The organism is Pandoraea thiooxydans, assembly GCF_001931675.1.
Lineage (GTDB): Bacteria > Pseudomonadota > Gammaproteobacteria > Burkholderiales > Burkholderiaceae > Pandoraea > Pandoraea thiooxydans.
Window position 1 is genome coordinate 2,771,358 of record NZ_CP014839.1, and the last position, 26,436, is coordinate 2,797,793.

30 protein-coding genes are annotated in these 26,436 nt (G+C 65.0%); 19 read left to right on the forward strand and 11 right to left on the reverse strand.

Annotated elements, in window-relative coordinates; all coding sequences use genetic code 11:
* Window positions 1-31 precede the first annotated feature (31 nt).
* Window positions 32-1,684, reverse strand: a complete 1,653-nt coding sequence (locus tag PATSB16_RS12725) for an ABC transporter permease (RefSeq protein WP_335645842.1) — start codon at window positions 1,682-1,684, stop codon at window positions 32-34.
* Window positions 1,685-1,848: 164 nt separating this feature from the next.
* On the opposite strand from PATSB16_RS12725, the gene PATSB16_RS12730 reads away from it, so the two are divergent.
* From PATSB16_RS12730 to PATSB16_RS12740, 3 genes are all read left to right on the forward strand, one after another.
* The gene (locus PATSB16_RS12730) at window positions 1,849-2,910 is read left to right on the forward strand and encodes an ABC transporter ATP-binding protein (RefSeq protein WP_072628643.1); all 1,062 of its coding nucleotides are present in this window, start codon (window positions 1,849-1,851) and stop codon (window positions 2,908-2,910) included.
* Between the two features lie 85 nt (window positions 2,911-2,995).
* Window positions 2,996-3,790: a thymidylate synthase gene (locus PATSB16_RS12735; RefSeq protein WP_047214483.1), complete on the forward strand. Its 795-nt coding sequence runs from the start codon at window positions 2,996-2,998 to the stop codon at window positions 3,788-3,790.
* Between the two features lie 41 nt (window positions 3,791-3,831).
* On the forward strand, window positions 3,832-4,323 hold the full coding sequence (locus tag PATSB16_RS12740) for a dihydrofolate reductase (RefSeq protein WP_047214484.1): 492 nt from the start codon (window positions 3,832-3,834) through the stop codon (window positions 4,321-4,323).
* Window positions 4,324-4,386: 63 nt separating this feature from the next.
* Here PATSB16_RS12740 and PATSB16_RS12745 read toward each other — a convergent pair whose 3' ends face one another.
* The 6 genes from PATSB16_RS12745 to pmbA all read right to left on the reverse strand — a co-directional run bounded on the left by PATSB16_RS12745 (window position 4,387) and on the right by pmbA (window position 10,588).
* Window positions 4,387-5,100, reverse strand: coding sequence for an ABC transporter ATP-binding protein (locus tag PATSB16_RS12745; protein WP_047214485.1), 714 nt, complete (start codon window positions 5,098-5,100; stop codon window positions 4,387-4,389).
* Window positions 5,097-5,921 (reverse strand): ABC transporter ATP-binding protein, encoded by an 825-nt coding sequence (locus PATSB16_RS12750; protein WP_047214486.1) that lies wholly within the window; start codon window positions 5,919-5,921, stop codon window positions 5,097-5,099. The genes PATSB16_RS12745 and PATSB16_RS12750 overlap by 4 nt, the downstream gene beginning before the upstream one ends.
* A 10-nt stretch (window positions 5,922-5,931) precedes the next feature.
* The gene (locus PATSB16_RS12755) at window positions 5,932-6,783 is read right to left on the reverse strand and encodes a branched-chain amino acid ABC transporter permease (RefSeq protein ID WP_047214487.1); all 852 of its coding nucleotides are present in this window, start codon (window positions 6,781-6,783) and stop codon (window positions 5,932-5,934) included.
* A gap of 101 nt (window positions 6,784-6,884) precedes the next feature.
* The gene (locus PATSB16_RS12760; protein ID WP_047214488.1) at window positions 6,885-7,766 is read right to left on the reverse strand and encodes a branched-chain amino acid ABC transporter permease; all 882 of its coding nucleotides are present in this window, start codon (window positions 7,764-7,766) and stop codon (window positions 6,885-6,887) included.
* 138 nt (window positions 7,767-7,904) lie between these two features.
* Window positions 7,905-9,059: an ABC transporter substrate-binding protein gene (locus PATSB16_RS12765; RefSeq protein ID WP_047214489.1), complete on the reverse strand. Its 1,155-nt coding sequence runs from the start codon at window positions 9,057-9,059 to the stop codon at window positions 7,905-7,907.
* 170 nt (window positions 9,060-9,229) lie between these two features.
* Window positions 9,230-10,588, reverse strand: a complete 1,359-nt coding sequence (pmbA, locus tag PATSB16_RS12770) for a metalloprotease PmbA (protein WP_047216541.1) — start codon at window positions 10,586-10,588, stop codon at window positions 9,230-9,232.
* 130 nt (window positions 10,589-10,718) lie between these two features.
* Here pmbA and yjgA point away from each other — a divergent pair, with 130 nt between their 5' ends.
* Both yjgA and mog read left to right on the forward strand, forming a co-directional pair.
* The gene (gene yjgA / locus PATSB16_RS12775; protein ID WP_047214490.1) at window positions 10,719-11,318 is read left to right on the forward strand and encodes a ribosome biogenesis factor YjgA; all 600 of its coding nucleotides are present in this window, start codon (window positions 10,719-10,721) and stop codon (window positions 11,316-11,318) included.
* Window positions 11,315-11,929: a molybdopterin adenylyltransferase gene (gene mog, locus PATSB16_RS12780; RefSeq protein ID WP_047214491.1), complete on the forward strand. Its 615-nt coding sequence runs from the start codon at window positions 11,315-11,317 to the stop codon at window positions 11,927-11,929. Before yjgA ends, mog begins: the two co-directional genes overlap by 4 nt.
* Window positions 11,930-11,951: 22 nt before the next feature.
* On the opposite strand, the gene PATSB16_RS12785 is transcribed toward mog, so the two are convergent.
* Genes PATSB16_RS12785 through PATSB16_RS12795 form a run of 3 tightly spaced genes read right to left on the reverse strand, consistent with a single transcriptional unit; the run spans window position 11,952 to window position 13,727 of the window.
* Entirely contained in the window at window positions 11,952-12,584 is a 633-nt protein-coding gene (locus PATSB16_RS12785) for a DUF938 domain-containing protein (RefSeq protein ID WP_047214492.1), read from the reverse strand.
* A 31-nt stretch (window positions 12,585-12,615) separates the two neighbouring features.
* A complete protein-coding gene (locus PATSB16_RS12790; protein WP_047214493.1) occupies window positions 12,616-12,978 on the reverse strand; it encodes a hypothetical protein in 363 nt (120 codons plus the stop codon).
* Complete coding sequence (locus PATSB16_RS12795; RefSeq protein WP_047214494.1) at window positions 12,975-13,727, reverse strand: GntR family transcriptional regulator; 753 nt, start codon at window positions 13,725-13,727, stop codon at window positions 12,975-12,977. Before PATSB16_RS12795 ends, PATSB16_RS12790 begins: the two co-directional genes overlap by 4 nt.
* Before the next feature lie 175 nt (window positions 13,728-13,902).
* Here PATSB16_RS12795 and PATSB16_RS12800 point away from each other — a divergent pair, with 175 nt between their 5' ends.
* From PATSB16_RS12800 to PATSB16_RS12865, 14 genes are all read left to right on the forward strand, one after another.
* A complete protein-coding gene (locus tag PATSB16_RS12800; RefSeq protein WP_047214496.1) occupies window positions 13,903-14,184 on the forward strand; it encodes a UxaA family hydrolase in 282 nt (93 codons plus the stop codon).
* A 46-nt stretch (window positions 14,185-14,230) separates the two neighbouring features.
* Window positions 14,231-15,406 (forward strand): UxaA family hydrolase, encoded by a 1,176-nt coding sequence (locus PATSB16_RS12805; protein WP_047214497.1) that lies wholly within the window; start codon window positions 14,231-14,233, stop codon window positions 15,404-15,406.
* 81 nt (window positions 15,407-15,487) lie between these two features.
* Window positions 15,488-16,438, forward strand: coding sequence for a hydroxyacid dehydrogenase (locus PATSB16_RS12810; protein ID WP_047214498.1), 951 nt, complete (start codon window positions 15,488-15,490; stop codon window positions 16,436-16,438).
* Window positions 16,439-16,451: 13 nt separating this feature from the next.
* Window positions 16,452-17,465: an Ldh family oxidoreductase gene (locus PATSB16_RS12815; protein WP_047214499.1), complete on the forward strand. Its 1,014-nt coding sequence runs from the start codon at window positions 16,452-16,454 to the stop codon at window positions 17,463-17,465.
* A gap of 109 nt (window positions 17,466-17,574) precedes the next feature.
* Complete coding sequence (locus PATSB16_RS12820) at window positions 17,575-18,294, forward strand: succinate dehydrogenase/fumarate reductase iron-sulfur subunit (protein ID WP_047214500.1); 720 nt, start codon at window positions 17,575-17,577, stop codon at window positions 18,292-18,294.
* Window positions 18,291-18,644: a succinate dehydrogenase/fumarate reductase transmembrane subunit gene (locus PATSB16_RS12825; protein WP_047214501.1), complete on the forward strand. Its 354-nt coding sequence runs from the start codon at window positions 18,291-18,293 to the stop codon at window positions 18,642-18,644. The genes PATSB16_RS12820 and PATSB16_RS12825 overlap by 4 nt, the downstream gene beginning before the upstream one ends.
* Window positions 18,641-18,994: a succinate dehydrogenase/fumarate reductase transmembrane subunit gene (locus PATSB16_RS12830; protein ID WP_206093649.1), complete on the forward strand. Its 354-nt coding sequence runs from the start codon at window positions 18,641-18,643 to the stop codon at window positions 18,992-18,994. Before PATSB16_RS12825 ends, PATSB16_RS12830 begins: the two co-directional genes overlap by 4 nt.
* Window positions 18,995-19,054: 60 nt before the next feature.
* Window positions 19,055-20,056: an ABC transporter substrate-binding protein gene (locus PATSB16_RS12835; RefSeq protein ID WP_047216543.1), complete on the forward strand. Its 1,002-nt coding sequence runs from the start codon at window positions 19,055-19,057 to the stop codon at window positions 20,054-20,056.
* 24 nt (window positions 20,057-20,080) lie between these two features.
* Window positions 20,081-20,851 (forward strand): ABC transporter ATP-binding protein, encoded by a 771-nt coding sequence (locus tag PATSB16_RS12840; protein ID WP_047214503.1) that lies wholly within the window; start codon window positions 20,081-20,083, stop codon window positions 20,849-20,851.
* Window positions 20,844-21,740, forward strand: a complete 897-nt coding sequence (locus PATSB16_RS12845; protein WP_047214504.1) for an ABC transporter permease — start codon at window positions 20,844-20,846, stop codon at window positions 21,738-21,740. The genes PATSB16_RS12840 and PATSB16_RS12845 overlap by 8 nt, the downstream gene beginning before the upstream one ends.
* Before the next feature lie 16 nt (window positions 21,741-21,756).
* On the forward strand, window positions 21,757-22,629 hold the full coding sequence (locus tag PATSB16_RS12850; protein WP_047214505.1) for a fumarate hydratase: 873 nt from the start codon (window positions 21,757-21,759) through the stop codon (window positions 22,627-22,629).
* 24 nt (window positions 22,630-22,653) lie between these two features.
* Window positions 22,654-23,265: a fumarate hydratase C-terminal domain-containing protein gene (locus PATSB16_RS12855; protein ID WP_047214506.1), complete on the forward strand. Its 612-nt coding sequence runs from the start codon at window positions 22,654-22,656 to the stop codon at window positions 23,263-23,265.
* Window positions 23,262-24,998 (forward strand): L-aspartate oxidase, encoded by a 1,737-nt coding sequence (locus tag PATSB16_RS12860; RefSeq protein ID WP_047214507.1) that lies wholly within the window; start codon window positions 23,262-23,264, stop codon window positions 24,996-24,998. The genes PATSB16_RS12855 and PATSB16_RS12860 overlap by 4 nt, the downstream gene beginning before the upstream one ends.
* Window positions 24,995-25,747 carry a sulfite exporter TauE/SafE family protein gene (locus tag PATSB16_RS12865; RefSeq protein ID WP_047214508.1) on the forward strand — a complete coding sequence of 251 codons (753 nt, stop codon included), beginning with the start codon at window positions 24,995-24,997 and terminating at the stop codon, window positions 25,745-25,747. The genes PATSB16_RS12860 and PATSB16_RS12865 overlap by 4 nt, the downstream gene beginning before the upstream one ends.
* A gap of 15 nt (window positions 25,748-25,762) precedes the next feature.
* Here the strand turns inward: PATSB16_RS12865 and orn are convergent, their stop codons facing one another.
* Window positions 25,763-26,401, reverse strand: coding sequence for an oligoribonuclease (gene orn / locus PATSB16_RS12870; RefSeq protein WP_072628644.1), 639 nt, complete (start codon window positions 26,399-26,401; stop codon window positions 25,763-25,765).
* Window positions 26,402-26,436 lie beyond the last annotated feature (35 nt).

Below are 26,436 nucleotides of genomic sequence, written 5' to 3' on the forward strand. Positions count from 1 at the left end.
ACGATTGTGCGCGCGCCGCCAGCCGGACACATCACTGACGTGCACAAGTCGTGCGCGAAATCAAAAAAACGGGGATCAGCCCGACGCCCACCAGCGTCAGAGCCGGCCAGGCCGCCTCGCCCAGGCGTTCGTCGGCCGCAAACTGGCTGGCCACGACGGCCAGCGTGTCCATGTTGAACGGCCGCAACGCCAGGGTCGCGGGCAACTCCTTCATGACGTCGACGAACACCAGCAACGCCGCGCTCAGCACGCTGCGCCGAAGCAGCGGCACATGCACCGCGCGCAGCATGGTCCACCCCGACACGCCGAGGCTGCGGGCACTGGCTTCCAGGCTGGGGGATATTTTCGCCATGCCAGCTTCGACCGTATGTACGCCAGCGGCCATGAAGCGCACCAGATAGGCGTAGATCAGCACGCCCACGCTGCCGGTCAGCACCAGGCCCTGCGCACCGATGAGCCCCGCCAGCCAGGCGTCGAGCCGCGTTACCGGCGTGAGCAACCCCACCGCAATGACCGCGCCGGGTATCGCGTAGCCCGCGCCGACCAGGCGCGCAGCCCAGCGCGGCAGCCGCCCAGGCGAGTGCCGCTGCGCGTAGGCCAACACAGTCGCCAGCGCCGCCGCGAAGCCGGCGGTGACCCCGGCCAGTACCAGCGTGTTCCAGACCCATCCGGCGTAGCGCTCCCACGCCAGCGCATCCGCCTCGAGCCAGGCCAGGCGCAGCATGATCAGCGCCGGCAGGCCGAACCCCAGCAGCAGCGGCACACTGCACAGCGCGGTGGTCACCCACGCGGCCGCCCCGTGCAGCGGCACCGGTGCAGTGCGGCGCCCGCGTGCGCCGGTTGAATGAAAACGCAGCCGCGCACGACTGCGGGTCTCGAGCGCGAGCAATACGAGCACGAAAAGCAACAGCAGCGAGGCCAGTTGCGCGGCCGCCATGCGGTCGCCCATCGACAGCCAGGCACGGTAGATGCCCGTCGTGAAGGTGGGCACGCCGAAATAGGCCACCGCGCCGTAGTCCGCCAAGGTCTCCATCAACACCAGCGCGACGCCCGCGACTACCGCCGGGCGCGCCAGCGGCAACGCCACCAGCACAAAGCGGCGCCATGGCCCGCAGCCAAGCGTACGGGCCGCTTCGTCCAGGCGAGGATTTCGCTCGATGAAGGCGGTGCGCGCCAACAGGTACACATACGGATAAAAGGCGCACACGAACACCAGCGCCGCGCCATACCAGGAACGGATCTCCGGAAACCACGGCAGCCGCCGAACCCCCAGCCACTCGCGTAACGCGCCTTGCACGGGCCCGGAAAACTGCAGGAAATCGGTGTACGCATAGGCCATGACGTAGGCCGGCATTGCCAGCGGCAGGATCAGCGCCCAGGCAAAGAACCGGCGACCGGGAAATTCGTGCACGGCCACCACCCAGGCAGTCGCCACGCCAACCACCGTGACGCCGAGCGCGACCGCCAGCGCAATCGCCAGCGAATTCCTGACGTAACCGGGCAGCACGGTCGACATCAGGTGCGCCAGAATGTCGCGCGAGGCGGCATCGCCCTGCGCCCACGCGGCAACGATGCCCAATGCCGGCAGCAGCATGGCCAGCGCCAGTGCCACGGCCAGGCCGTCCCAGCCCTTGCCGGGTCGCCGGAACTGGCGAAGTGCAAACGTGCGGATGGCGGCTGACAAGGTTGGAATCGATCGCATGCGTAGCGGTAACACCAGCTAAGAACTGGATATATCTGAGAAAAATCGGGGACAAATCGCGAAACGGCAGGGGGAACCGCGCGAGGCCTGGATCGGCCAAACAGCTTGGAATTATACCCGCCCGCGCACGGAGCCCCATCAGCCGCATGAACCCAGACCATCTCGTCGTTGAAGACATTTGCGTTGCTTACCGCGCCGGCGCCGCCAGCCTCCCGGTGGCACGCGGCCTTTCGCTGAAGCTCGAGCGCGGCTCGATCGGCTGCCTGCTGGGGCCTTCGGGCTGCGGCAAAACCACCGTGTTGCGCGCGCTCGCCGGATTCGAGCCGCTGCGCGACGGGCGCATCGTGCTGGGCGGCCGGCATATCGCCTCGGCGACATGGGCTCTGCCGCCCGAAGCCCGGCGGGTCGGCGTGGTCTTTCAGGAACATGCGCTGTTCCCGCATCTCGATGTGGCAGACAACATCGGTTTTGGCTTGCGCCGTGCGCCGACGCGGCAGCGGCGTGAGCGTGTGGCCGCGTTGGCGGCGCTGGTCGGGCTCTCGGCCAGCCTGCGGCGCTTTCCGCACGAGCTCTCGGGCGGCCAGCAGCAACGCGTGGCGATTGCCCGCGCGCTCGCGCCGGCACCCGACCTGCTGCTGCTCGACGAGCCGTTCTCCAGCCTCGATCAGGAGCTGCGCGAGCGGCTCGCACTCGAAGTGCGCGACCTGCTGCTGGCCGACGGCACCACCGCGCTGCTGGTCACGCACGATCAGCACGAGGCCTTCGCGATGGCCGACCGGATCGGCGTGATGGACGGCGGCACGCTGGCCCAATGGGATACCCCGCAAGGCCTGTACCACGCGCCGGCCACCCATTTCGTCGCCGATTTCATCGGGCGCGGCGCAGTGCTGCCCGGCCAATGCAATGGCATTGCCGTATGCCTCGAACTGGGCGAGCTGCCGTTGCCGCCCGGCGCCGCGACAAGCAGGCGCGCGCTCGATGTATTGCTGCGCGCCGAGCACATCGTGCTCGACGAGGCCAGCCCGTATCGCGCCGAGGTCGTGCGGCGAGCCTTTCGCGGCGCCGACACGCTGCTCACGCTGCGGCTGGCTTCCGGCCGGCAGGTATTCGCCCATGCGCCGGGCGATCGCCGACTGGCGCCGGGCGACGCGATCGGCGTTCGCCTGGCGGCGCGGCATGCAGTGACGCTGGAACGGGCGGGGCCATAGGAATGCCGTCGGGCTGGTAGAATCGTCTGCTTGACGCTCCGTCCCGGAGCGTGGCATTGCCCGATTCGCGCTGCGAGCCCGCCCGATGAAACAATATCTCGACTTCATGCGCCATGTGTATGACCATGGCACCGAAAAAACCGACCGCACGGGAACCGGCACACGCTCGGTGTTCGGTTATCAGATGCGCTTCGACTTGCAGGAAGGCTTTCCGCTGGTCACGACCAAGAAGCTGCATCTGAAATCGATCATCTATGAACTGCTGTGGTTCCTGCAAGGCAGCACCAATGTGCACTGGCTCCAGGAACACGGCGTCTCGATCTGGGACGAATGGGCCGACGCCGACGGCGAGTTGGGCCCGGTCTACGGCTCGCAATGGCGCTCGTGGCCCACACCCGACGGCCGCCACATCGACCAGATCAGCGACGTGCTCACGCAAATCCGCGCCAATCCGGATTCGCGCCGCCTGATCGTCTCGGCCTGGAACGTGGGGGAGATCCCGCGCATGAAGTTGCCGCCGTGCCACGCGTTTTTCCAGTTCTATGTGGCCGACGGAAAACTGTCCTGCCAGTTGTACCAGCGTAGCGCGGATATTTTCCTCGGCGTGCCGTTCAACATTGCCAGCTACGCATTGCTCACGCATATGGTCGCGCAACAGACCGACCTGGCGCCGGGCGAGTTCATCTGGACCGGCGGCGACTGCCATATCTACAGTAACCATTTCGAGCAGGTGAAAACGCAACTGGCGCGTACACCCAATCCGTTGCCGCGCCTGGAGATCGCTCGCAAGCCCGCGTCGCTGTTCGATTACCGCTTCGAGGATTTCGCCATCGTCGGCTACGAGGCACACCCGCACATCAAAGCGCCGGTCGCCGTCTGAGCGGCCACCGCGAACCTTTTACGCCGTTTTCAGAGCATCCGATGACGATTCTCACGCTTATCGTGGCACGCGCCGCCAACGGCACGATCGGCCGCGACAACCAGTTGCCCTGGCGCTTGCCGGAAGACCTGGCGCATTTCAAGCGCGCCACGCTCGGCAAGCCGATCGTGATGGGCCGCAAGACCTTCGAATCGATCGGACGTCCGCTGCCGGGGCGCCGCAATATCGTGGTCTCGCGCAATCCGGAGCTGCAAATCGAGGGCTGCGAGGTCGCCAGCTCGCTGGTCGACGCCCTGCGCCTGTGCGTGGGTGCCGAGGAAGTCTGCCTGATCGGCGGCGCGCAGCTCTATGCCGAGGCGTTGCCCTCTGCCGACAAGCTGATCGTCACCGAAATTGCCCGGGAGTTCGAAGGAGACGCTTTCTTCCCCGCCCCCGACCCGGCAGTGTGGCGCGTGGCCGACGCCGAGCGGCATCATGCGCCGCCGCCCAACGATTTCGACTACGCATTCGTGACCTACCGGCGGCACGCCTGATCGCTGCATGAAAAATGGCCGGGGGCGTCCCGGCCATTTTCGACGTGCGTCCGAGCGGCTGGCTCAGGCGCCCAGGTAGGCCTCGAGCACGCGCGGATGGCCCAGCAGCGTGCGACCGGTATCGGCCAGCACGATCTCCCCGGTTTCCAGCACATAGCCGTGATGGGCGATTTTCAGCGCCTGCCGAACGTTCTGCTCGACCAGGAAGATGGTCAGCCCATCCCGGTTGATGTCGCGCAAGGTGCGGAAAATTTCCTGCACGATGATCGGCGCCAGGCCCATCGACGGCTCGTCGAGCAGCAGCAGGCGCGGCTTGGCCATCAGCGCGCGGCCGATCGCCAGCATCTGCTGCTCGCCGCCCGAGAGGTTGCCGGCCATGCCGTCGATGCGCTCCTTCAGGCGCGGGAACAGATGAAAGACCCGTTCCAGATCGCTGCCGACAGCCTGGCGATCCTTGCGGGTGTATGCGCCCAGTTCGAGGTTCTCCCGCACCGTCATGGTGGTCAGGATCGCGCGGCCCTCGGCCACTTGCACGACACCGCGCGCAACGATCTGATGCGGCGCCAGGCGGGAAATATCGTGCCCATCGAAACGCACGGTGCCGCCATTCTTTTTGACCAGTCCGGACAACGCCAGCAGCGTGGTCGATTTGCCCGCGCCGTTGGCGCCCACCAGCGTCGTGATCTCACCCTCGCGCAGGCTCAGGTCGATGCCCTTGACGGCCTGGATGTGGCCGTAGGCGACCTGCAATCCCTGTACTTCCAATAGTGCGCTCATGCCGTCACCCCCGTGCCCGCCGCTGGCTGGCCGGGCGGGTCGTCGCCATGGTCGCCCTCGTCGCCATCGTCGTCGCTGCCCAGATAGGCTTCGATGACTTGCGGGTTATTTTTGATTTCGTCGGGCTTGCCCTCGGCGATGATGCGGCCGAAATTGAGCACCGCGATGCGCTCGCACAGCCCCATCACGAATCGCATGTCGTGCTCGATCATGAAGATCGTGTAGCCGCGCGCGCGAATGTTTTCGATTTCGCCCATCAGGTCGACTTTCTCGCCGGTGTTCATGCCCGCCACCGGCTCGTCGAGCAGCAGCAGCTTCGGTTCGGTCGCCAGGGCACGCGCCAGTTCGAGCTTGCGCTGATCGCCGTACGACAGGTTGTCGGCCGTCTCGTGCGCCTTGTGATCCAGCCGCACCCACGAGAGCAGTTCGTGCGCCCGCTCGCGGGCGCGTTTTTCGTGGCGGCGATATCCTGGCAGTGACAACAACAGCCCGGCCGGACCGTAGTCGAGGTGACGGTGCATGCCGACCACCACGTTGTCGAGCAACGACATCTCCTTGAAGATGCGGATGTTCTGAAAGGTGCGCGCAATCCCGCGCTGGGTGATGCGATGCGGCTTATGGCCGAGCAGGCTCGCGCCGTCGAAGGTGATATCGCCGCCACTGGGCGCGAGCAAGCCGGTGATGAGATTGAATACGGTCGTCTTGCCGGCACCGTTGGGGCCGATCAGGCCGAAAATGGTTCCTTGCGGAACCTCGATGTTGACGTCCTGCAGTACGTGCAGGCCGCCGAAGCTTTTCGAGACAGATGAGAGTGTCAGCATGGCGCGCTCCTCAGGCTTTCTTGAACCAGCGACGCATGCGCGCGGGGTCCCAAATGCCTTTCGGCAGGAACAGCACGATGAGCACCAGGATCAGGCCGTTGGCTATCAGCCGGAAGTTGTCGAACGAGCGCAGCACTTCAGGCAGCAACGTCAGGATCACGCCGCCGAGCACCGGGCCGACCAGCCCGCCGATGCCGCCCAGAATCGCCATGGTCAGGATTTCCACGCCGCGCCCGAAACCGTATTCGTTGGGACCGATGAAGAAGGTCAGGTGGGCGTCGAGCCCGCCGGCGAGCCCGGCGATCGCCGCGCCCAGCACGAATGCGAGCATCTTGTAGCCGTCCACGTGAATGCCCATCAGGCCGGCTGCGGTTTCGTCTTCCTTGATGGCCTCGAAAGCCCGCCCGACCTTGGAGCGGCGCAGCCGGTACAGCACGGCGAGCGTGAGCACCACCGCCAGCGCCACGTGCCACCATTGGGTGAGCTGCGGGATGCCGTTGAGGCCGAGCGCGCCGCCGGTGAGCGAGTCGGTATTGAGCACGATCACACGCACCACTTCGCCGAAGCTCAGGGTGGCGATCGCCAGATACACGCCCGACAGGCGCAGCGTGGGCTTGCCGATGATGAACGCGGCCAGCGCCGGCATCAGCATGCCGCCGGCCAGCGAGACCGGGAACGGCATGTTGTAGTTCATCGTCAGCAGCGCCGCAGTATAGGCGCCGATACCCATGAAGGCGGCATTGGCCATCGCCAGCATGCCGCACGACAAGGTCAGATAGATCGACAGCGCCAGCAGCGCGTTGGTGCCAAGCGATAGCACCAGGTTGCTGTACACCGCCCAGAAATTACTCAACCAATCCATGGTTTCCCCGCAGAAAACGGTATCGTTGCGACGTGCTCAGCCACCGGCCGGACGTCTTTGGCAAACGTGCGAGCGCTTGGCGGCCGCTTCGTAGGAAGGTCTCATGCCTTGCGTTCCAGCACTTTGCCGAACAGGCCCTGGGGCCGCACCAGCAGGATCAGGAATAGCAGGCCGAAGGCCACTGCGTCGCGCATGGTCGAGCCGACATAGGCCACCGAGAGTACCTCGGCAAACCCCAGGAACAGGCCGCCGAGCATCGCGCCGCGAATGTCTCCCATGCCCCCGAGAATGATCACGGCGATGCCCTTTTCCAGCATCGGCTGACCCATCAGCGGAAAAATTGCATTCGAGTACAGACTGATCATGACCCCCGAGACGCCACCGAGCGCGGCGGCCGCAAACGAGGTCAACAGAAACAGGCCCTCGACGTTGATGCCGAGCAGGCTGGCTGCCTTGGGAGATTCCGCGATCGCGCGCAGCGCACGCCCCAGTTGGGTTTTGCGGATCAGGACCATCAGCACGGCCATCAGAGCGAACGACAGGAAGATGATGCCGAGTTCGAGCGTCGTCACACGCAGCCCGGCCACGGAGAGCGTGGCGTCGGAGATGGTGCCGTACGGATACCGCATGTTCTGCGCGCCGAAAATACCTTGCGCGCCGTTATTGATGATGATGGCCACGCCGATGGTGGCGATCATCGGCACCAGATGCGGCACATTACGCTTGCGCAACGGTTTGAGCACCAGCACATCGATGATCACGCCGACCACGCCACTGACGATGAACGCAAACACCAGTGCGGCCCACAGGGGCAGATGCAGATGCACGATCGCTTGCAGCGCCGCATAGGAGCCGACCATGAAGACGGCGCCGTGCGACAGGTTGATCACCCCGAGGATGCCGAACACGAGCGTGAAGCCGAGCGCAAACAATGCATACACGCAGCCCAGCGAGAGCGCGTTGACAAGTTGCTGATCCAGCATGATCTATTTTCCAGCCTGAAATGAAAGCAGCGCGAACTCGTGGCTCGCGCTGCCGAAAACATCGGGGTCGCAGGATCGCCTGCGCCCGCGTGTCGTGCGGCCGTTGTCGCGCCGCACGTGCCGCGCAATCGCGACTGCTTACTTCTCGATGGTGTAGTGACCGTCCTTGGTCACGCTGATGATCGGCTTTTGCAGTGCATCGTAACCAGCCGGCTTGCCGCCGCGGCCCTTGGCCTCGCGGAATGCAAACGGCCCAGTGGCGCCGGTCCACTTGATCGCCGGCAGCGCGTCGCGCAGCGCGGTGCGCTCGGCCTGCAGGTTACCGGTGAACTTGACCTGCTTCATCGCCTGGACCGCGATGTGCATCGCGTCGTAGGCTTGCGCGGCGAACTGGTCGGGCGCCATCTTGAACTTGGCTTTGTAAGCGGCGGTGAACTGTTGGTTCTCCGGCGTCTGGTTGTCGATCGACCACGGGCTGCCGACCCACAGATTGTCGGAATTGCCCTTGGCCAGGTCGAACACCTTGACCGAGTTCATGCCGTTGCCGCCGATGAACGGCACGTTCAGCCCCACCTGGTGGGCCTGCACCATGATCGGCGCGCCTTCGGCGATCAACGCGGAGAGCACCAGCGCATCCGGATGGGTAGCCTTGATCTTGGTCAGTTGCGCCTTGAAGTCGACGTCGCCCTTGGAGAACGTCTCGGTGGCGGTGACGGGGATCTTCAGGTCGGCCAGCGCCTTCTTGAAGTTGTCGTAGCCGCTCTTGGTAAAGACATCGTCGTTACCGTACATGATGGCGACTTTCTTGAGCCCGGTATGCTTGGCCGCGACCTTGATGGTCTCGGGCAACACATCGGCTTCGGTGACCGAATTACGGAACACGTAGTTGCCGATCGAGGTGATGCCGTCGGCCGTGTTGGACGTGCCGAACGCCACGGTCTTGGAGGCCTGGGCGATCGGGTCGGCTGCCTGCGCGGAATTTGACAGGGTCGGGCCGAACACCATCAGCACCTTGTTTTCGAAAATCAGCTTTTTGAAGACGTTGATGGCCTCGTCCTTCTTGCCCTGCTCGTCTTCGATCACCAGCTGGAGCTTGTTGCCGTTGACGCCGCCCGCGGCGTTGATCTGCTCGGCCGCCAGCTCGAAGCCGTTGCGAATCGCAATGCCATACTGCGCCGCGCCACCGGTGAGCGCCTCGGCCACACCGATCTTGATATCGGCAGCCTGCGCCGCGGCAACCACCCCCGTTGCCACGAGCGCCACCAGCAGTTTGTTCATGGTGCTTTTTTTCATCGTTGTCTTTCCTCCAGACATCAGGTCGTACATGCCGTACATGCTGTACATTTGATACGGCGACCCCCCGTGGATCGCCGCCAATTTATCAAGAAAGCTCCCAAGGATAGCGCAAAACGCGCCGGCATCGCTCGCGAAATACGCCGCTTACAGGGAAACCCGAATACCGGTCAATGCCCGGCAATCGTCATTTGCTCGATCAGGACCGAGCCGGTTTCTTTGGTGCCCCGCACAATCACGTCGTTGCCGATCGCCGCGATCTGGCCGAACATGTCGCGCAGGTTGCCGGCCAGGGTGATCTCCTCGACCGGATACTGGATTTCGCCGTTTTCGACCCAGAACCCGGCGGCCCCGCGCGAATAATCGCCGGTCACGTAATTGACGCCCTGGCCCATCAGCTCGGTAACCAGCAGCCCGGTGCCCAGTTTGCGGAGCATCGCGCGGAAATCGTCGCCGGCTTGCGCCTCGGTGCTGTAGAGCCGCAGGTTGTGCGAGCCTCCGGCATTGCCGGTGGTTTGCATGCCGAGCTTGCGGGCCGAATAGGTCGAGAGGAAATAGCCCTCGACCACGCCGGCGCGCACCACGTCGCGCGCCAGGGTGCGCACGCCCTCCTCGTCGAACGGCGCGCTGCCCATCGCGCGCGGCACGTGCGGATTTTCGCTGATGCCCACGTGCGGCGCAAAAACCGTTTTGCCCAGGCTGTCTACCAAAAAGGTGGCCTTGCGGTAGAGCGACCCGCCGCTCACGGCCTGCACGAAGGCCCCCAGCAGGCCGGCGGCCAGCGGTGCCTCGAACAGTACCGGGCATTTGCGGGTCGCTAGCTTGCGCCCGCGCAGGCGCGCCAGGGTTCGTTCTGCCGCGTAGCGGCCGATCGCCTCCGGCGCGGCCAGATCGGCCGCTGCCCGCTTGGAGCTGTACCAGTCGTCGCGCTGCATGTTGCCGCCCGACCCGGCGATCGGCGAGCACGAAATGTAGTGGCGCGAATACGGGTAGCCGGCCAGGAAGCCGCGGGTGGTCGCCAGCACGAACTGGGAGTGCTGGGCGGACACCCCGGCACCCTCGGAGTTGCGGATCAGCGGGCTGGTGTCGAAAGCGGCCTGTTCCGCGCGCCGGGCCAGTTCGACCGCCTCGTCAGGGGTCAGCGCCCAATGGTGAAACAGCGACAGGTCTTGCGGATCGGTCTCGAGCAATTCCGCCTCGGCCAGACCAGCGCAGTCGTCCTCGGCGGTAAAGCGGGCAATGTTGTACGCCGCGGCGACCGTGTCGCGTAGCGCCTGGGGCGAAAAATCCGAGGTGCTGGCATTACCGCGCCGCTGGCCGATGAAAACCGTCACACCGACCAGTTTGTCGCGATTGTGTTCGATGGTCTCGACCTTGCCGCGGCGCACCGAGACCGACAGTCCATCGCCTTCGGAGATTTCGGTCGCCGCATCGGTCGCGCCAAGCGCCTTGGCTTGGCGCAGGACCTCCGAGGCGATTTCCTTCAATTGATCCTGGGAATGCGGGAAATGCTGGGTCGACGATGACATGAGTGGCTGGGCGTAAAACAGAGGGAACCGCAATCTTAACAATTCCTGGCCCGTCCCGTTCCATGATTTGCCGCGCGGCGCGGCCGCCCTATCCCGCCAAGGGCCCTGCCGGCGCGGTACAATACGCGCCATGACGCACCAACAACGATTCAATCAAATCGCGCACAGCCCGTTGCCCGACCCCGATGCGCGGCCGAGCAAGTCGCAACTCAAGCGCGAAATGCACGCCCTGCAGGATATCGGCGAGGAACTCGTCGCGCTCTCGAGGGAGGCGCTCGGCCGGCTCGATCTGCCCGAACGCCTGTACGACGCGGTGCGCGAGGCGCGCAACATCACCAGTCATGAAGGCAAGCGGCGTCAGTTGCAGTACGTCGGCAAGGTCATGCGCTCGCTGCACGAGAGCGAAGTCGCGGCGATCCGCCGCGCGCTCGACGCCATCAAGGGTGTCAGCAAGGCCGAGACCGTCCGCCTGCACACCCTCGAGCGCTGGCGCGAGCGGCTGCTGGCCGATGACGACGCGCTGACACAGTTATTGGCGAGCCATCCGCAGGCTGACGCTCAGCAGTTACGCACGCTGATCCGCAATGCGCGGCGCGAACAGCAGCAGCAGCGCCCGCCCAAGGCGTTTCGCGAACTGTTCCAGGCGTTGCGCGAGTTGCTCGAGACGCCCGAGACCGCGGCCGGCGCGCCCGCCCCGGAAAGCGGCTCCAGCGAGGAGTTTCACGAATGAAAGCCCGCCGTCATCCGGATGAATTGCTGGTCGGCCTGGTGTCGGTCAGCGACCGTGCCAGCCAGGGGACCTACCAGGATCAGGGCATCCCGGCACTGCAGAGCTGGCTGGGCCGGGCGCTCGCCAGCCCCTGGCAGGCCGAAACCCGCCTGATTCCGGACGAGCACGAGACAATCGTGCGCACCTTGATCGAACTGGTCGACGAGACCGGTTGCGATCTGGTGCTGACCACCGGCGGCACCGGGCCGGCGCGGCGCGACGTCACCCCGGAGGCGACACTGGCGGCCGGCACCAAGGAAATGCCGGGCTTCGGCGAGCAAATGCGGCAAATCAGCCTGAACTTCGTGCCCACCGCGATTCTGTCGCGCCAGGCCGCGGTAATTCGCGAGACGCCTGCGCATGCCGCGTTGATCATCAATTTGCCCGGCCAGCCGAAATCGATCCAGGAAACCCTGGAAGGCCTCAAGGACGCTCAGGGCAACACGTTGGTGCACGGCATTTTTGCCGCCGTCCCCTATTGCATCGACCTGATCGGCGGACCCTATATCGACACGCACGACACCGTGTGCAAGGCGTTTCGGCCCAAGAGCGCGGTGCGCCAGCGGCCCTGACGGCGCCAATCCGGCCCGCGACTCAAACGCCGCTCGGGCTGCCCTTCCGAAATACCAGACTGAAATTATTGGCCGGCATCGGCACGGCTTCCTCCAACTGGAAGTCGTGACTGCCGGCCAGTTGCACCATCGCTTCGATGTCTCGCACGCCCCAGGCCGGATTGCGGGCCCGCAACTGCGCATCGAACGCCGCGTTGCTCGGCGCGGTATGCTCGCCGTCGCGCCTGTAGGGCCCATAGAGGAACAGTGCCGAGCCGCAAGCGAGCAATCGTGCGGCGCCAGCGAACAGCCCCTCGGCCGCCGCCCACGGCGAGATGTGAATCATATTGATGCAGACCACCGCCTGCGCCGAGGCGATCGGCCATGGATGGCGACACACGTCGAGCGCCAGTGGCGCGCGCAGATTCGCCAGCCCGGCATGGGCGCGCCAGGCAGCGATCGAGTCGCGCGCGGCGGCGTCCATGTCGCTGGGCTGCCACGTGAGATTCGGCAACGCCGCGGCGAAATGCACGGCATGCTGGCCGGTGCCGCTGGCGATCTCCAGCACCGTGCCGGCGCCCGGCAAGACGCGCCGCAGCACACTCAGAATCGCGTCGCGATTACGTTCGGCCGCGGGCGCGACGGCGCGCGCGTCGGAAGATCGAGGATCGGTCACGCTTGAATGTCTCCTCGCATCGGGTGCCGGCCTATTCGGTCAAGCCGTTTTCGCGCAGCAGTCGCTCGCACTCGTCGAGCAAATCGAACGCGATGTCGGAACGATAATTGGGGTCGAGCGCTTCCATCATGGCGTGCGCCGTGTAGAGTCCGGCTTCGCGCGAGAGCGTGCCCGCCAACTCACGCGCCATCTGATCGCTCAAATCCGACAGCAGCCGTCGCTCGGCGAGCGCCAACTGCAGCTTCGAGCGCGACAGCCATTGCGCCGCCAGCGTCGCGCCCTGAGGCCCGGTCATCCACTGGCCATATTCGTAAAACGCCGCAAGCCGCTCGGCCGTCAAAGCGAACAGCAGTGCCTTGCGCGTGTCGAGGTCGATGACGCGCGGCGCGTTCATGCGCCGGCCTCGCTCACGAGATACTCGTATTTCTCGGTATTCAGGCGCGAAATGCGCCACTCGACCGGCTGATCGTGATACGAAAATGCGATCCGGCGCAGTTCGATGAGCGGCGTGCCGGCCGGCACGCCGAGCAGGCGGGCCGAGTCGCCCTCGGCAAGCCCTGCCCGCAGGCGCTCGTCGGTGCGAATTACGTTGAGCCCGAAGACATCCTGGTAAAGGTTGTAGAGCGTAGTGGGACGATCGCGCAGATCGGCCTCGGTCAAGCCGGCGAACAGTGCCTCGGGCAATGTGATTTCATCGAGCATGACGATGTCGTCGTCGAGCATCAACCGGTTGGTGAACTGAAACACCCTGGCGCCCGTGCCCAGGCCCAGCTTCTCGCAAGCCTCACGGCTGGCCTTGGCCTTGCGAAAGCGCTCGAGCGCAACCGTGGGATAGGTCTTGTAACCGTCTTGCCGGACCACCCGGAAGAACCGGAAATAATGATGGTCGCGCGCATGCGTGGCGACGAAGGTGCCGCGGCCCTGATGGCGAATCAGAATATTTTCTGCCACCAGTTCGTCGATCGCCTTGCGCAGCGTCCCGATCGATACGCCGAAGCGCTCGCCCAGCTTGCGCTCGGCCGGAATGGCCTCGCCCGCCTTCCATTCCCCGCCGGCCAGCGCCGCCAGAATGCCGCGCTTGACCTCTTTATACAAAGTACTGCCGATCATCGCGGTGTGCGGCATTGCAATATCGTTGTTCATAGTGGAATCGGTCTCCTGCGGATGCGCGTATTCTAACATTCGGGACAATTCAATCAACTCATATAGATCACTTAGTTGACATTGATCTCACTTGTGCATACTATGCAACTCACCAGGACGACCCATCGGCGCCGGCTGCCTGGGTGAGGATGCCAATCAAAGTGAGGAGATAATCATGATTCATGCGGTATTGCACGAAGCCAAGGACACGGTTGCCGTGGCGGTGGTGGAAGGAATTCAGGCGGGCACCGAGCTCAATGCCTGGATCATGGACGAAGACAAGATCATTCAGGTCAAGGCACGTCAGGACATTCCGATCGGGCACAAGGTCGCGCTCAGCGACATGCAGGTCGGCGACACGGTCTACAAATACGGCGTGGACATCGGCAAGGTAGTCGCCCCGATCAAGGCGGGCGATCACGCCCACGTGCACAACATCAAGACCAAGCGCTGGTAAGCCGCGCATCGCCCACTCTGCTCAATTTCCTATCGAGGATTCCATCATGGCTGTCATAGACAAAAACACCACTTTCTGGGGCTACCGGCGCGAGAACGGGCGCGTCGGCGTGCGCAACCACGTCATCATTCTGCCCGTGGACGATCTGTCCAATGCCTCGGCCGAAGCAGTCGCCAACAATATCAAGGGCACCATGGCGATCCCGCATCCGTATGGCCGGCTGCAGTTCGGCGCCGACCTGGAGTTGCATTTCCGCACGCTGATCGGCACCGGCAGCAACCCGAACGTCGCGGCGGTGATCGTCATCGGTATCGAGGAAGGCTGGACCAAGCGCGTGGTCGACGGCATCGCCAAGACCGGCAAGCCGGTCGTCGGCTTCGGCATCGAATTGCATGGCGACCATGACACCATCATGCGTGCCTCGAAGAAGGCCAAGGAATTCGTCCACTACGCGACGGCACTGCATCGCACCGAATGCCCGATCGGCGAACTATGGGTCTCGACCAAGTGCGGCGAGTCCGACACGACCTCCGGGTGCGGCTCGAATCCGACCGTGGGCAATGCCTTCGACAAGCTCTATCCGCTGGGCAGCACACTGGTGTTCGGTGAAACCTCGGAGATCACCGGCGGCGAGCAGATCGTCGCCGAACGCTGCGCCAACGACGCGGTGCGCGAGAGGTTCATGTTCATGTTCAACCGCTACCAGGACATGATCAACCGCTGGAAAACCGACGACCTCTCCGAGTCGCAGCCGACCAAGGGCAATATTGCCGGCGGCTTGACCACCATCGAGGAAAAGGCGCTGGGCAATATCCAGAAGATCGGCAAGGTGTGCAAGGTCGACGGCGTGCTCGACAAGGCCGAGACGCCCACCGGCCCGGGACTGTGGTTCATGGATTCGTCGTCGGCGGCCGCCGAGATGGTCACGCTGTGCGCCGCGGCAGGCTATGTCGTGCACTTCTTCCCGACCGGCCAGGGCAATGTGATCGGCAACCCGATCCTGCCGGTGATCAAGCTGTGCGCCAATCCGCGCACCGTGCGGACGATGTCCGAGCATATCGACGTCGATTGCTCCGGCTTGCTGCAACGCGAACTCAATCTCGATCAGACCGGCGATAAGCTGCTCGAGTGCATGCTGGCCACCGCCAACGGGCGCTTCACCTCGGCCGAGGCGCTCGGCCATCGCGAGTTCGTGCTCACGCGGCTGTTCGAAAGCGCCTGACGCAACGGGCGCGCCGCGCCCTGCACCGGCCGGGCCGCTTTGCCGGCTCGGCCGCCCTCTTTCCCCCCGGGTCGAGGAACCATGCCGAAAATCGTCATTTCCGAATTCATGGACGACGCCGCCGTCGCGTGGCTGAGCGAGCGCTTTACCGTGCATTACGACCCCGCGCTGGTGGACCAGCCGGCCGCGCTGGCCACGTTGCTGAGCGACGCCGACGCGCTGATCGTGCGCAATCGCACGCAAGTCACCGACGCCCTGCTCGCTGGCGCGCCCCATCTGCGCGTGGTCGGACGGCTCGGCGTGGGGCTCGACAATCTCGACTTGCCGGCCTGCGCGGCACGTCGCGTCGAGGTGGCGCCCGCGACCGGCGCGAACGCGCGGGCGGTAGCCGAATACGTGATCGCCAGCGCACTGCTGTTGCTGCGCGGCGCCTATCGCGCCACCGAACAGGTCGCGCAGGGTGCCTGGCCGCGCACGGCGCTGTCCAGCGGACGGGAAGTCGCGGGCAAGACGCTGGGCGTGGTCGGTTTTGGCGGTATCGGCCAACTGAGCGCGCATCTGGCGCACTCGCTTGGCATGAGCGTGCTCGCTTACGACGCGTTGCTATCGCCGGATGCAGCCTGCTGGCAGGAAAACGGGACCACGCGCGCCACGCTCGACGATATTCTGGGGCAAGCCGACGTGGTGACGCTGCACGTGCCGCTGACCCCGCAGACCCGGCATCTGATCGATGCGGCCCGGCTCGATGCCATGAAGCCCGGCGCGATTCTCATCAATACCGCCCGCGGCGGTGTGGTCGATGAAGCTGCACTGGCCGCAGCGTTGCGCAGCGGCCGCCTGGGCGGCGCGGCGCTCGACGTGTTCGAGGACGAACCGCTGGCCGCGCACAGCGCGCTGGCCGGCGCGCCCAATCTGCTGCTGACGCCGCATATCGCCGGCCTCTCGCACGAGGCCAATCAACGTGTGAGCACGATGGTGGCGCAACGCGTGGCCGCCGTGCTCAATGCCCCCAAGCCTTCGAAAGCAACGTAGCCTTCAAGACACCATGGCCCATTTCACCGTCACCGAACTTACCGAGCTGGCCGAGCGCGTGCTGCGCCGTGCCGGCGCCAGCGATGCCGCGGCCGACACGACCGCGCGCGCACTCGTCTACGCGGAACTGTGCGGCTTGCCCTCGCATGGCCTGGCGCGCCTGCCGATGTATCTGGAGCACGCGCGCCACCAGCGCGTCGACCTGCGGGCCGAGCCCCGGCTGGCCGCCGGTCGCGACGCCGCACTGCTGGTCGACGCCGCCGACGGCCTGGCCTACCCGGCCTGCCGGCTGGCGATCGACACCGCCATCGAGCACGCGCGCCGGCATGGCACCGCCGTGGCCGGCATCACACGCAGTCACCACTTCGGCATGGCGGCCTACCACCTCGAGGCGGTCGCCGAGGCCGGTATGGTAGGGCTCGCTTTCAGCAATTCGCCGGCCGCGATTCCCGCCTGGCAGGGCCGGCGCGCGCTGTTCGGCACCAACCCGATCGGCGCGGTATTCCCGCGCGCGAGCGGCCGCCCGCTGCTGATCGATATGTCGCTCTCGGAGGTCGCGCGCGGCAAGATCATGATCGCCGCCAAGGAAGGCAAGCCGATCCCCCCGAACTGGGCGCTCGATGCCGAGGGCCAGCCGACCACCGACGCCAAGGCGGCGCTGGCAGGCATGATGCTGCCGTTCGGCGGCGTCAAGGGCGCCATGCTGGCGCTGATGGTGGAGCTGCTGTGCGTCGCGCTGACCGGTTCGCAGTTCGGCTTCGAGGCCGATTCCTTTTTCGAGGGAGCAGGCAACCGTCCGTGTCTGGGCCAGCTGTTCTGGCTGGTCGACCCCGGTGCGCTGGCGGGCAACGCCGCCTATGCGCAGCGTGTCGAGGATCTGATCGATGCGATGCGGCTGGACGAAGCAGTGCGCTTGCCCGGCGCGCGGCGCGACACGCTGCGCGAGCAAGCGCTGCAGCAAGGCATCACGCTGCCCGACGGCCTGGCCGGTCAACTGCGGGATCTGGCCGGAGACGGCGCGGCATAGCGCAGGCACGCAGACGCCAAGGCAGTTGCGGCGCGTGGGGCGTTGGCCTATACTGCAACACATACATATGATTTAAATCATAATAATAAAAACACCGACAGGAGACACGATGTCAGCGATGCTTGCCGTCGATGTATGGCGTGGTGATGTTGCGGGTGGCCATCTGCAACGCTTCACCGTGCCCCGCCTGACCAGCCAGACCGTGCTGGACGTGGTGACCGAAATCCAGCGCACGCAAGATCCCACCCTGTCCTATCGCTTCGCCTGCCGGGTCGGCATGTGCGGCTCGTGCGCGATGATGGTCAACGGCCGTGCGCGCTGGACCTGCCGCACGCATGTGGCCGAAGTGATGCAAGGCGATACGCTGGAGTTGCGCCCGTTGCGCAATCTGCCGGTGATTCGCGATCTGGTCACCGATATGTCGGTTTTTTTCGATAAGTTGACGCAGGCGCATGGGCGCTTCCAGGGCGCCCGCACCCGCCATGACGAGGTGGTGCCGGTGCAGCCCGCGAGCAAGGAGCGCCGCGCGGCCGACGCCAGCATCGAATGCATCGGCTGCGGTGTTTGCTATGCGTCGTGCGACGTGGTCGCGCAACGGCCTGATTATCTGGGCCCGGCCGCGCTCAACCGGGCCTGGAGCCTGGTGAACGATGAGCGCGACGTGGGCAACGCGTCCCGCCTGGAGGCGGTGCTCGATGCCGCCGGCGCGCCGGCCTGCCATACCCAAATGAATTGCACCGCCAATTGCCCCAAGCATTTGCCGCTGACCGGCGCGATCGCTGGACTCAAGCGCGTGGGCACGCGCGCCTGGCTGCGGAGCGAGCCATGAACCCCGCCGCGCGCGCCGAACTGCAGCGTTTCGCCGCACAGCGGCTGAGCGCGGTGGTGCTGGCCTGCTGCGTGGCCGCTCATCTGGCGACGCTGATATACGCGGTGCGACATGGCCTGAGCGCCGCGGCAATTCTCGAGCGCACTCGCGCCAGCGTGCCGTGGACGCTGTTCTACGGAACCTTTGTACTGACCGTGGCGATTCATGCCCCGCTCGGCTTGCGCAATATTCTGTTGGAATGGACGCGCTGGCGCGGACGCTCGCTCGACACGACGTGCGTCCTGTACGGCACGCTGCTGGCCGCGCTCGGTCTGCGCGCGGTGTACGCGGTGTGCTGGGGAGGAGCATGACGATGCGCACGCACCATCTGCAACGGCCGTCCTCTTGGTGGATGTATTTGATACACCGTGTGTCCGGACTGGCGTTGGCGTTGTTCCTGCCGCTGCATTTTCTCGTGCTCGGTCAGGCACTGGCAGGCGCCGCACCGCTGCAGACGGTACTCGACCTGACTCGCGCGCCGCTGGTGCGCACCCTGGAATGGGCGGTGGTGGTCGCCCTGGCGGCGCATCTGGCGGCCGGCCTGCGCGTGCTGTGCATCGAGTTCTTCGCCTGGCACGCGCTGCAAAAGACGTTGTCCACTATCGCAATCGCTTTCACCGCACTGTTCGGCCTGGCTTATCTGCTGGCTTTGATCCGTTGAATCCGTCAAATGATGAGCGGCACCCATGCCGCCATCGCTTGCACCTGGGAGGAGGGAACCATGAAAGTGTGTCGTTCGTTATTGGCCGTTGCTCTCATTCTGGCTTGTGCTACCGCACGCGCCGAAATGACCGAAATCAAGATCGCCCGTCAGTACGGCGTCAGCTATTTGCCGTTGATGATCATGCAGGATCAAAAGCTGATGGAGAAACAGGCGGCGGCCGAGGGCATTCCCAATCTCAAGGTCGATTGGGTGAAGTTTGCCGGCGGCAACGTGATGAATGACGCGCTGCTCTCGGGATCGCTGCAGATCGCCTCGGGCGGCGTCGGACCGCTGGTCATGATGTGGTCGCGAACAGCCGGCACGCCGCTGGCGGTCAAGGCGCTGTCGTCGATCAACTCGATGCCGCTGCTGCTCAATACGAGCAACCCGAAGGTCAAGACCATCAAGGACTTTACCGACAAGGACAAGATCGCCTTGCCGGCCGTCAAGGTATCGATTCAGGCGATCACGCTGCAGATGGCCGCCGAGAAAGCGTTCGGCCCGGGTAAGGAAAACGCGCTCGATCATCTGACGGTCTCGCTCTCGCACCCCGACGCCCAGCAGGCGCTGCTGTCGGGCGCCAGTGAAATCGACGCGCATTTCGGGTCGCCGCCGTTCCAGGAACAGGAACTGGAGAAGAAAGGCATTCATACCGTGCTCAATTCGTATGATGTGCTGGGCGGCAAGTCGACGTTCAATCTGGTGTGGTGCACCAGCACTTTCTACAAGCAAAATCCGAAACTCGTGAAGGCCTTCATGGGCGCTCTCGAGAAATCGATCGAGATGATCAACCACGACAAGAAGTGGGCCGCGCAGACCTATCTTCGCCTGAGCGGACAGAAGAGCGACGTGGCGGAAATCGAGCACATGATCGATACCCCCGACGTTTCGTTCACCACGGTGCCGCACAACGTCATGAAGTATGCGACGTTCATGTTGCACACCGGCCTGATTCAGAAAAAACCCGACAGTTGGCAAGCCATGTTCTTTCCGACCATGCACAGCGCCGACGGCAGTTGATCTCCCACCACGAGGATTCGTCGCATGAGTCATTCGCAAGCGTTGTTGGATGTGTCGGGCGTCACCTTGCAATACAAGACGCCGCGCCATTTGGTGATGGCCACCTACCGGGTCAGCTTCCAGGTCCTGCAGGGTGACCGGTTCATCCTGCTGGGCCCGTCGGGCTGCGGGAAATCGACCCTGCTCAAGGCGGTGGGCGGGTATCTGACGCCCACCGAGGGCGAGATGCGCCTGAAAGGGCAGTTGATCCGCAAGCCCGGGCCCGACCGCATGATGGTGTTCCAGGAGTTCGATCAGTTGCTGCCCTGGAAGACGGTGCGCGAGAACGTCATGTTCCCGCTGGCCGCGGCGCGCCGCCTGGACCGCAAGTCGATCGAGGAGCGGGCGATGCACTATATCGATAAGGTGGGTCTGACGAAATTCGCGCAGAGCTACCCGCACACATTGTCCGGCGGCATGAAGCAGCGCGTGGCGATCGCGCGCGGCATGGCGATGGAGCCCGACATTCTGCTGATGGACGAACCGTTTGCCGCGCTCGACGCGCTTACGCGCCGCAGGATGCAGGATGAACTGCTGGCATTGTGGGAAGACACACGCTTCACCGTCCTGTTCGTGACCCACTCGATCCCGGAGGCCATCAAGATCGGCAGCCGCATCCTGTTGCTGTCGCCGCATCCCGGCCAGGTGCGCGCGGAGTTGGACACCGCCACCGACAGTGCTTCGGCGCAGGTGCTCGAGCAACGTATTCAACAGATGCTGTTTTCCGAAACGATCGAGGAGGCGGAGAATGTCTGACGGCACCGTGAATTCGCGCGCCCGTCCGCTGCCGGCGGCACGCGCCGAGATCGTGCGGCAGGCCGAGGAGGCCAAGCACTTCAGCGTGGTCGAGAAGCCGCTCTCGGGGTTCGAAAAGCTTTACAACCAGGCGTGGCTGCGCAAGCTCTTCATCCTGGTCATTCTCGGGCTGTTGTGGGAGGGCTATGGCCGCTCCCTCAATAATGCGCTGCTGCTGCCGACCCTGGGTGCCACGCTCGGCGCCCTGTGGCACGGCATATTCAGCGGCGTGCTGCTCGAGCGCGCCTGGACGTCGATCCACGTGCTGCTGGTGGGCTACGCGGCCGGTATCCTGCTCGCCGCGCTGCTCACGGCACTGGCGATCTCGTCGCGCATCGGTACCGATTTTCTCGAGACGATGACTTCCATGTTCAACCCCCTGCCGGCAATTGCGCTGTTGCCGCTGGCGTTGATCTGGTTCGGCCTGGGCACCGGCAGCATCGTGTTCGTGCTGATCCACTCGGTCACCTGGTCGGTCGCGCTCAACACCCATTCGGGGTTTTCTTCGGTCAGCACGACGTTGAAGATGGTCGGACGCAACTACGGGTTGCGCGGGCCGGCTTACATCACCAAGATTTTGATTCCGGCGGCCTTCCCCAGCATCCTGACCGGCCTGAAGATCGGCTGGGCCTTTGCATGGCGCACCTTGATCGCGGCCGAGCTGGTGTTTGGCGTGAGCTCCGGCTCGGGCGGGCTGGGCTGGTTCATCTACGAGAACAAGAACCTGCTGGACATCGCCAATGTCTTTGCCGGGCTGCTCACCGTGATTCTGATCGGCCTGGCGGTCGAGAACCTGATCTTCCGCGTGATTGAACGCCATACGGTGCGGCGCTGGGGCATGCAGTCCTGATGGAGGAATTCCACTGATGAAAATCGACCCCGCCGCCGTCGAAGAGGCGGCTCGTCTGCTCTACATTCGCGCCCTCAAGATTCTGCCGGATGACATCAAACAGGGCTTCACGCGGCTTCAGGCCGCCGAGCGCAGCGCGACGGGACGTCGCGTGCTCGACACCATGGTGCGTAATATCGCAGTGGCCGAGCAAACCGATAATCTGCTGTGCCAGGACACCGGCATTCCGATCTACAACGTGGTCGTCGGCCGCGGCGTCGAGTTCGACGGCTGGGCGCTGAAGGAAGCGATTGCCAGCGGGGTGGCACGTGCCACGCGCGAGCATCCGCTGCGCTCGTCGGTGGTGCACCCGCTGACCCGGCAGAATCTGCACACGTCGTGCGGCACGCGCATTCCGGTCATCCATATCGATTTTTGCGAGGCGCCCGACTGCCTGACGCTGGAGATGATTCCGAAAGGCAGCGGCTCGGAGAACAATTCGTGGCTGAAGATGGCGCTGCCGGCCGAGGGTGTCGATGCCATCAAGACGTTCGTCGTCGATTGCGTGCTGTCGGCCGGCGGCAAAACCTGCCCGCCGACCATCGTCGGCGTCGGCGTGGGCGGCACCGCCGACCTTTGCGTGCATCTGGCCAAAATCGCCGCAACCCGCCCGCTCGGCTCGCACTGCGACGATCCTCAGGGGCGCGAGCTCGAGACGCAACTGTCGAACGTGGTCAACACGCTGGGCGTCGGCGCCCAGGGGCTTGGCGGGGACGCCACCGCGTTTGCCGTGCATGTCGAAGTGGCCCACACGCACATCACGCTCAATCCGGCCGCCGTCAATATGCAATGCCACTCGGCACGGCGCGCACTGGCACGCTTCACGCCGGCCGGCGTGGCTTACGAATAACGTCGTCTGCATGGAGGAGGCGCCATGGCGCATCATGACATTACACTGCCGGTCGACGAAGCCGCTGTGCGGGCGCTGCGCGCAGGCGACACCGTCACCCTGAACGGCACGCTGTTCGGCATTCGCGATGCAAACCAGATTGCGATGTTCGACCACGGCCGCACCACCCGCTTCGATATGCGCGGCGGCGCGGCCATCCACACGGCGCCCAATGTGCGGCGCGTGGCGCGGTCGCCGCAGTATCCCGCCGGTTATGCGCCGGTGTGCATCGGCACCACCACCAGCGCCCGCATGGAGCGCTTCACGCGGCCATTGATGACGCAGTTGGGCGTGCGCCTGATTATCGGCAAGGGGGGACTCGGCAGCGACTCGCTCGGTGCCTTCGCGGAATTGGGCGGCGCTTATCTGGCGATCGTCGGCGGTGCCGCCGCGCTGGAGACGACGTGGATCGAGGCGATCGAGGACGTCGATCTCGACGACCTGAATCCGGAGTCGCTGTGGCGCTTTCGCATCCGCGATTTCGGCCCGTTGCTGGTGGGCATGGACAGCCACGGCGGCAGTCTGTACGCCGACGTGGCGGCGCAGGCCCAGGCGCGACGCGCCGATGCGCTGGCGGCCCTCGGAGTGCACTCATGAACCTGCCGCTGCGTCGTATCCAGACCGACGTCCTGATTCTCGGCGCGGGCGGCGCGGGGCTGTTCGCCGCGCTGCACGCCAAGCGCGCCGCGCCCGCGCTGCGGGTGACGATCGCCGTCAAGGGACTGCTCGGCAAATGCGGCTGCACGCGCATGGTTCAGGGCGGCTATAACGTGGCGCTGGCCGACGGCGACTCGATCGAGCGGCATTTCATGGACACCATCGAGGGCGGCAAGTGGCTGCCCAATCAGGAACTGGCCTGGACGCTGGTCAACGGCGCGGTCGAGCGCGTGCACGAACTCGAGAACGAAATCGGCTGCTTTTTCGATCGCAATCCGGACGGCACGCTGCATCAAAAGGCGTTCGCCGGCCAGACGTTCGATCGCACCGTGCACAAGGGTGACCTGACCGGCATCGAGATCATTGGCCGGCTGGCCGAGCAGGTCTGGGCGGCCGGCATCGACCGGCTCGAGGAGCATCGCGCCATCGCACTGATCCGTTCGAGCGACGGCGCGAGCCTGGCCGGCGTGCTGATGATCGACGTGCGCAGCGGCGCCTACGTATTCGTGCAGGCGCGTGCGGTGCTGCTCGCCACCGGGGGCGGCCCGACCATGTACAAGTACCACACGCCCAGCGGCGACAAGAGTTGCGATGGTCTGGCCATGGCGCTGCAAAGCGGCCTGCCGCTGCGCGACCTGGAAATGGTGCAATTCCACCCGACCGGCCTGCTGGCCGGACAGCACACCCGCATGACCGGCACGGTGCTCGAGGAGGGGCTGCGCGGCGCTGGCGGATATCTGCTCAATGGCGCTGGCGAGCGCTTCATGGCGCGCTACGATGCGCGCGCCGAGCGCGCCACGCGCGACATCGTGTCGCGCTCCATCTATCGCGAAATGCTGGCCGGCCAGGTGAGCCCGAATGGCGGCGTGTACATCAGCATGGCGCACCTGGGGCCGGAGAACGTACGTCGCCAATTCAAGGGCATGGTCGAGCGCTGCGCCGATTGCGGTTTCGATCTGGCTGGCGGACGGGTCGAGGTGGTGCCCACCGCCCACTACATGATGGGCGGCTTGATGTTCGAGACCGACGGCGCGACCGAACTCCCCGGCCTGTTCGCGGCGGGAGAGGACACCGGCGGCGTGCATGGCGCCAATCGCCTCGGCGGCAACGGTGTGGCCAACTCGACCGTGTTCGGCGGCATTGCCGGCGACGCCATGGCGGCCTGGATCGGCCAGAGTGACTGGCGAGCGCCGGACGAGGACGCCATTGCACACGCAATCGCGCGCAGCGAGCATCCGTTCCATCAACCGGCAGGACAACTGCAGGCGATTCGCGACGCGCTGTATGAAACCATGTGGCAGGACGCCGGCATCATTCGCACCGCCACAGGCCTGATGCGCGCCAGGGATACGTTGGCCGAACTGGCTGCGCGGCTGGATCGTTGCGGCATCGACGACGGCGCGCGCACGTTCCATCTGACCTGGCACGACTGGCTCAATCTCGACAATCTGATTGCCGTGAGCCGCGCGATCGTCACTGCGGCGCTGGCGCGCGAGGATTCCCGCGGCGCGCATTTTCGCGACGACCACCCCGAGGCGGGCGACCTGGCCACCTCGACCTATACGGTCGTGCGCGCGCGCGAAGCCGCACGCGCCGGAGACGATTTGAGCGTGTCGCACGAACCGGTCAAATTCACGCGCGTGCAGCCTGGGCAATCGCTGCTGGCCGCATGAGCCACACCGCCGTCCTGGTGCTGATCGGCTCGGCCGTCGGCGGCTTCATTTCCGGCCTGGCGGGATTTGCCTTCGGCCTGGTGGCCATGGTGTTCTGGGCCTGGACCATCAAGCCGCAACTCATCGGCCCGATGCTGGTCGTGGGCTCGTTGTCGGGGCAATTGCTGACGATCCGCACCGTGCGCCATAGCATTCGCCCCGCGATGGTGTGGCCGTTTATCGCGGGTGGCGTGATTGGCGTGCCGGTGGGCGCGAGCCTGCTGCCGTATCTGGACCCGCTGTGGCTACGCATGACCGTGGGCGCATTGCTATTCGTGTACTGCCCGTTGATGCTCTGGTCGGCCAGTTTGCCCGGCATTCGCTGGGGCGGACGCAAGGCCGACGGCGCGATCGGTGCGGTGGCCGGCGTGCTGGGCGGGATCGCCGGCCTGATCGGCCCGGTGCCGACCTTGTGGTGCATCCTGCGCAATTGGCCCAAGGACGTGCAGCGTGCGGTGTGCCAGAGCTTCTTTATTGCGATGCAGTCGCTGACGCTGGTCGTCTATCTCTTCAACGGCTTGCTGACCGGCGAAGTGCTGCGGCTGTTCGCGCTGCTGCTGCCGACGGCATTGATCAGCGCCGGCCTGGGCGCGCGACTGTATGTACGGCTGAGCGACCTGGCGTTTCGCCGCGTGCTGCTGATCATTTTGTTTTTTACCGGCACCCTGCTGCTGGCGTCGGCGCTCTGGCAGTGGTGGCGCACCGCGTGAGCGCCGCGCCGTGCCTCAGGATTGGCTGACGGCAACCGCGCCAGGCTGGCCGATGAAGTGCTCGCGATAGTATTTCAGCTCGTCGATCGATTCGTGGATATCGGCCAGCGCGGTATGCATGCCACGCTTGTTGAACCCCTTGGCAATCTCTGGCTGCCAGCGCCGGCACAGTTCCTTGACCGTGCTGACGTCGAGGTTGCGGTAATGGAAAAAGGCCTCCAGGCGCGGCATGTAGCGTGCCATGAAGCGGCGGTCCTGGCAGATCGAATTGCCGCACATCGGCGATTTGCCGGCAGGCACGTACTGCGCGAGAAACGCCAGCAGCAGGTCTTCCGCCTGCGCCTCGTCGATGCCCGAGGCCTTGACGCGATCGATCAGCCCCGAGCGGCCATGGGTGGTCTTGTTCCAGTTGTCCATGCCGTCGAGCACGGCATCGGACTGGTGAACCGCCAGGACCGGGCCTTCGGCCAGCACGTTCAATTCCGAGTCGGTCACCACCACGGCGACCTCGATGATGCGGTCCTGCTCGGGCTGCAGGCCGGTCATTTCCATGTCGACCCAGATGAGGTGAAACTCGTTCTTGATGATCGCGGGCTGCGTGTCTGGCGAAGTCGAGGGCGCGGCGGTAGCCGGTGTGGTTGGTGTATCTGACATGGGGCTCTGAAAAGTAATCGGGTGAGACTCGCCGC

What these genes read in the sequence shown, in the direction of transcription:
- PATSB16_RS12730 (WP_072628643.1), top strand. Translation starts at nt 1,849, where the DNA reads ATGAACCCAGACCATCTCGTCGTTGAAGACATTTGCGTTGCTTACCGC.
- PATSB16_RS12735 (WP_047214483.1), top strand. Translation starts at nt 2,996, where the DNA reads ATGAAACAATATCTCGACTTCATGCGCCATGTGTATGACCATGGCACC.
- PATSB16_RS12740 (WP_047214484.1), top strand. Translation starts at nt 3,832, where the DNA reads ATGACGATTCTCACGCTTATCGTGGCACGCGCCGCCAACGGCACGATC.
- PATSB16_RS12745 (WP_047214485.1), bottom strand. Translation starts at nt 5,100, where the DNA reads ATGAGCGCACTATTGGAAGTACAGGGATTGCAGGTCGCCTACGGCCAC.
- PATSB16_RS12750 (WP_047214486.1), bottom strand. Translation starts at nt 5,921, where the DNA reads ATGCTGACACTCTCATCTGTCTCGAAAAGCTTCGGCGGCCTGCACGTA.
- PATSB16_RS12755 (WP_047214487.1), bottom strand. Translation starts at nt 6,783, where the DNA reads ATGGATTGGTTGAGTAATTTCTGGGCGGTGTACAGCAACCTGGTGCTA.
- PATSB16_RS12760 (WP_047214488.1), bottom strand. Translation starts at nt 7,766, where the DNA reads ATGCTGGATCAGCAACTTGTCAACGCGCTCTCGCTGGGCTGCGTGTAT.
- PATSB16_RS12765 (WP_047214489.1), bottom strand. Translation starts at nt 9,059, where the DNA reads ATGAAAAAAAGCACCATGAACAAACTGCTGGTGGCGCTCGTGGCAACG.
- pmbA (WP_047216541.1), bottom strand. Translation starts at nt 10,588, where the DNA reads ATGTCATCGTCGACCCAGCATTTCCCGCATTCCCAGGATCAATTGAAG.
- yjgA (WP_047214490.1), top strand. Translation starts at nt 10,719, where the DNA reads ATGACGCACCAACAACGATTCAATCAAATCGCGCACAGCCCGTTGCCC.
- mog (WP_047214491.1), top strand. Translation starts at nt 11,315, where the DNA reads ATGAAAGCCCGCCGTCATCCGGATGAATTGCTGGTCGGCCTGGTGTCG.
- PATSB16_RS12790 (WP_047214493.1), bottom strand. Translation starts at nt 12,978, where the DNA reads ATGAACGCGCCGCGCGTCATCGACCTCGACACGCGCAAGGCACTGCTG.
- PATSB16_RS12795 (WP_047214494.1), bottom strand. Translation starts at nt 13,727, where the DNA reads ATGAACAACGATATTGCAATGCCGCACACCGCGATGATCGGCAGTACT.
- PATSB16_RS12800 (WP_047214496.1), top strand. Translation starts at nt 13,903, where the DNA reads ATGATTCATGCGGTATTGCACGAAGCCAAGGACACGGTTGCCGTGGCG.
- PATSB16_RS12805 (WP_047214497.1), top strand. Translation starts at nt 14,231, where the DNA reads ATGGCTGTCATAGACAAAAACACCACTTTCTGGGGCTACCGGCGCGAG.
- PATSB16_RS12810 (WP_047214498.1), top strand. Translation starts at nt 15,488, where the DNA reads ATGCCGAAAATCGTCATTTCCGAATTCATGGACGACGCCGCCGTCGCG.
- PATSB16_RS12815 (WP_047214499.1), top strand. Translation starts at nt 16,452, where the DNA reads ATGGCCCATTTCACCGTCACCGAACTTACCGAGCTGGCCGAGCGCGTG.
- PATSB16_RS12820 (WP_047214500.1), top strand. Translation starts at nt 17,575, where the DNA reads ATGTCAGCGATGCTTGCCGTCGATGTATGGCGTGGTGATGTTGCGGGT.
- PATSB16_RS12825 (WP_047214501.1), top strand. Translation starts at nt 18,291, where the DNA reads ATGAACCCCGCCGCGCGCGCCGAACTGCAGCGTTTCGCCGCACAGCGG.
- PATSB16_RS12830 (WP_206093649.1), top strand. Translation starts at nt 18,641, where the DNA reads ATGACGATGCGCACGCACCATCTGCAACGGCCGTCCTCTTGGTGGATG.
- PATSB16_RS12835 (WP_047216543.1), top strand. Translation starts at nt 19,055, where the DNA reads ATGAAAGTGTGTCGTTCGTTATTGGCCGTTGCTCTCATTCTGGCTTGT.
- PATSB16_RS12840 (WP_047214503.1), top strand. Translation starts at nt 20,081, where the DNA reads ATGAGTCATTCGCAAGCGTTGTTGGATGTGTCGGGCGTCACCTTGCAA.
- PATSB16_RS12845 (WP_047214504.1), top strand. Translation starts at nt 20,844, where the DNA reads ATGTCTGACGGCACCGTGAATTCGCGCGCCCGTCCGCTGCCGGCGGCA.
- PATSB16_RS12850 (WP_047214505.1), top strand. Translation starts at nt 21,757, where the DNA reads ATGAAAATCGACCCCGCCGCCGTCGAAGAGGCGGCTCGTCTGCTCTAC.
- PATSB16_RS12855 (WP_047214506.1), top strand. Translation starts at nt 22,654, where the DNA reads ATGGCGCATCATGACATTACACTGCCGGTCGACGAAGCCGCTGTGCGG.
- PATSB16_RS12860 (WP_047214507.1), top strand. Translation starts at nt 23,262, where the DNA reads ATGAACCTGCCGCTGCGTCGTATCCAGACCGACGTCCTGATTCTCGGC.
- PATSB16_RS12865 (WP_047214508.1), top strand. Translation starts at nt 24,995, where the DNA reads ATGAGCCACACCGCCGTCCTGGTGCTGATCGGCTCGGCCGTCGGCGGC.
- orn (WP_072628644.1), bottom strand. Translation starts at nt 26,401, where the DNA reads ATGTCAGATACACCAACCACACCGGCTACCGCCGCGCCCTCGACTTCG.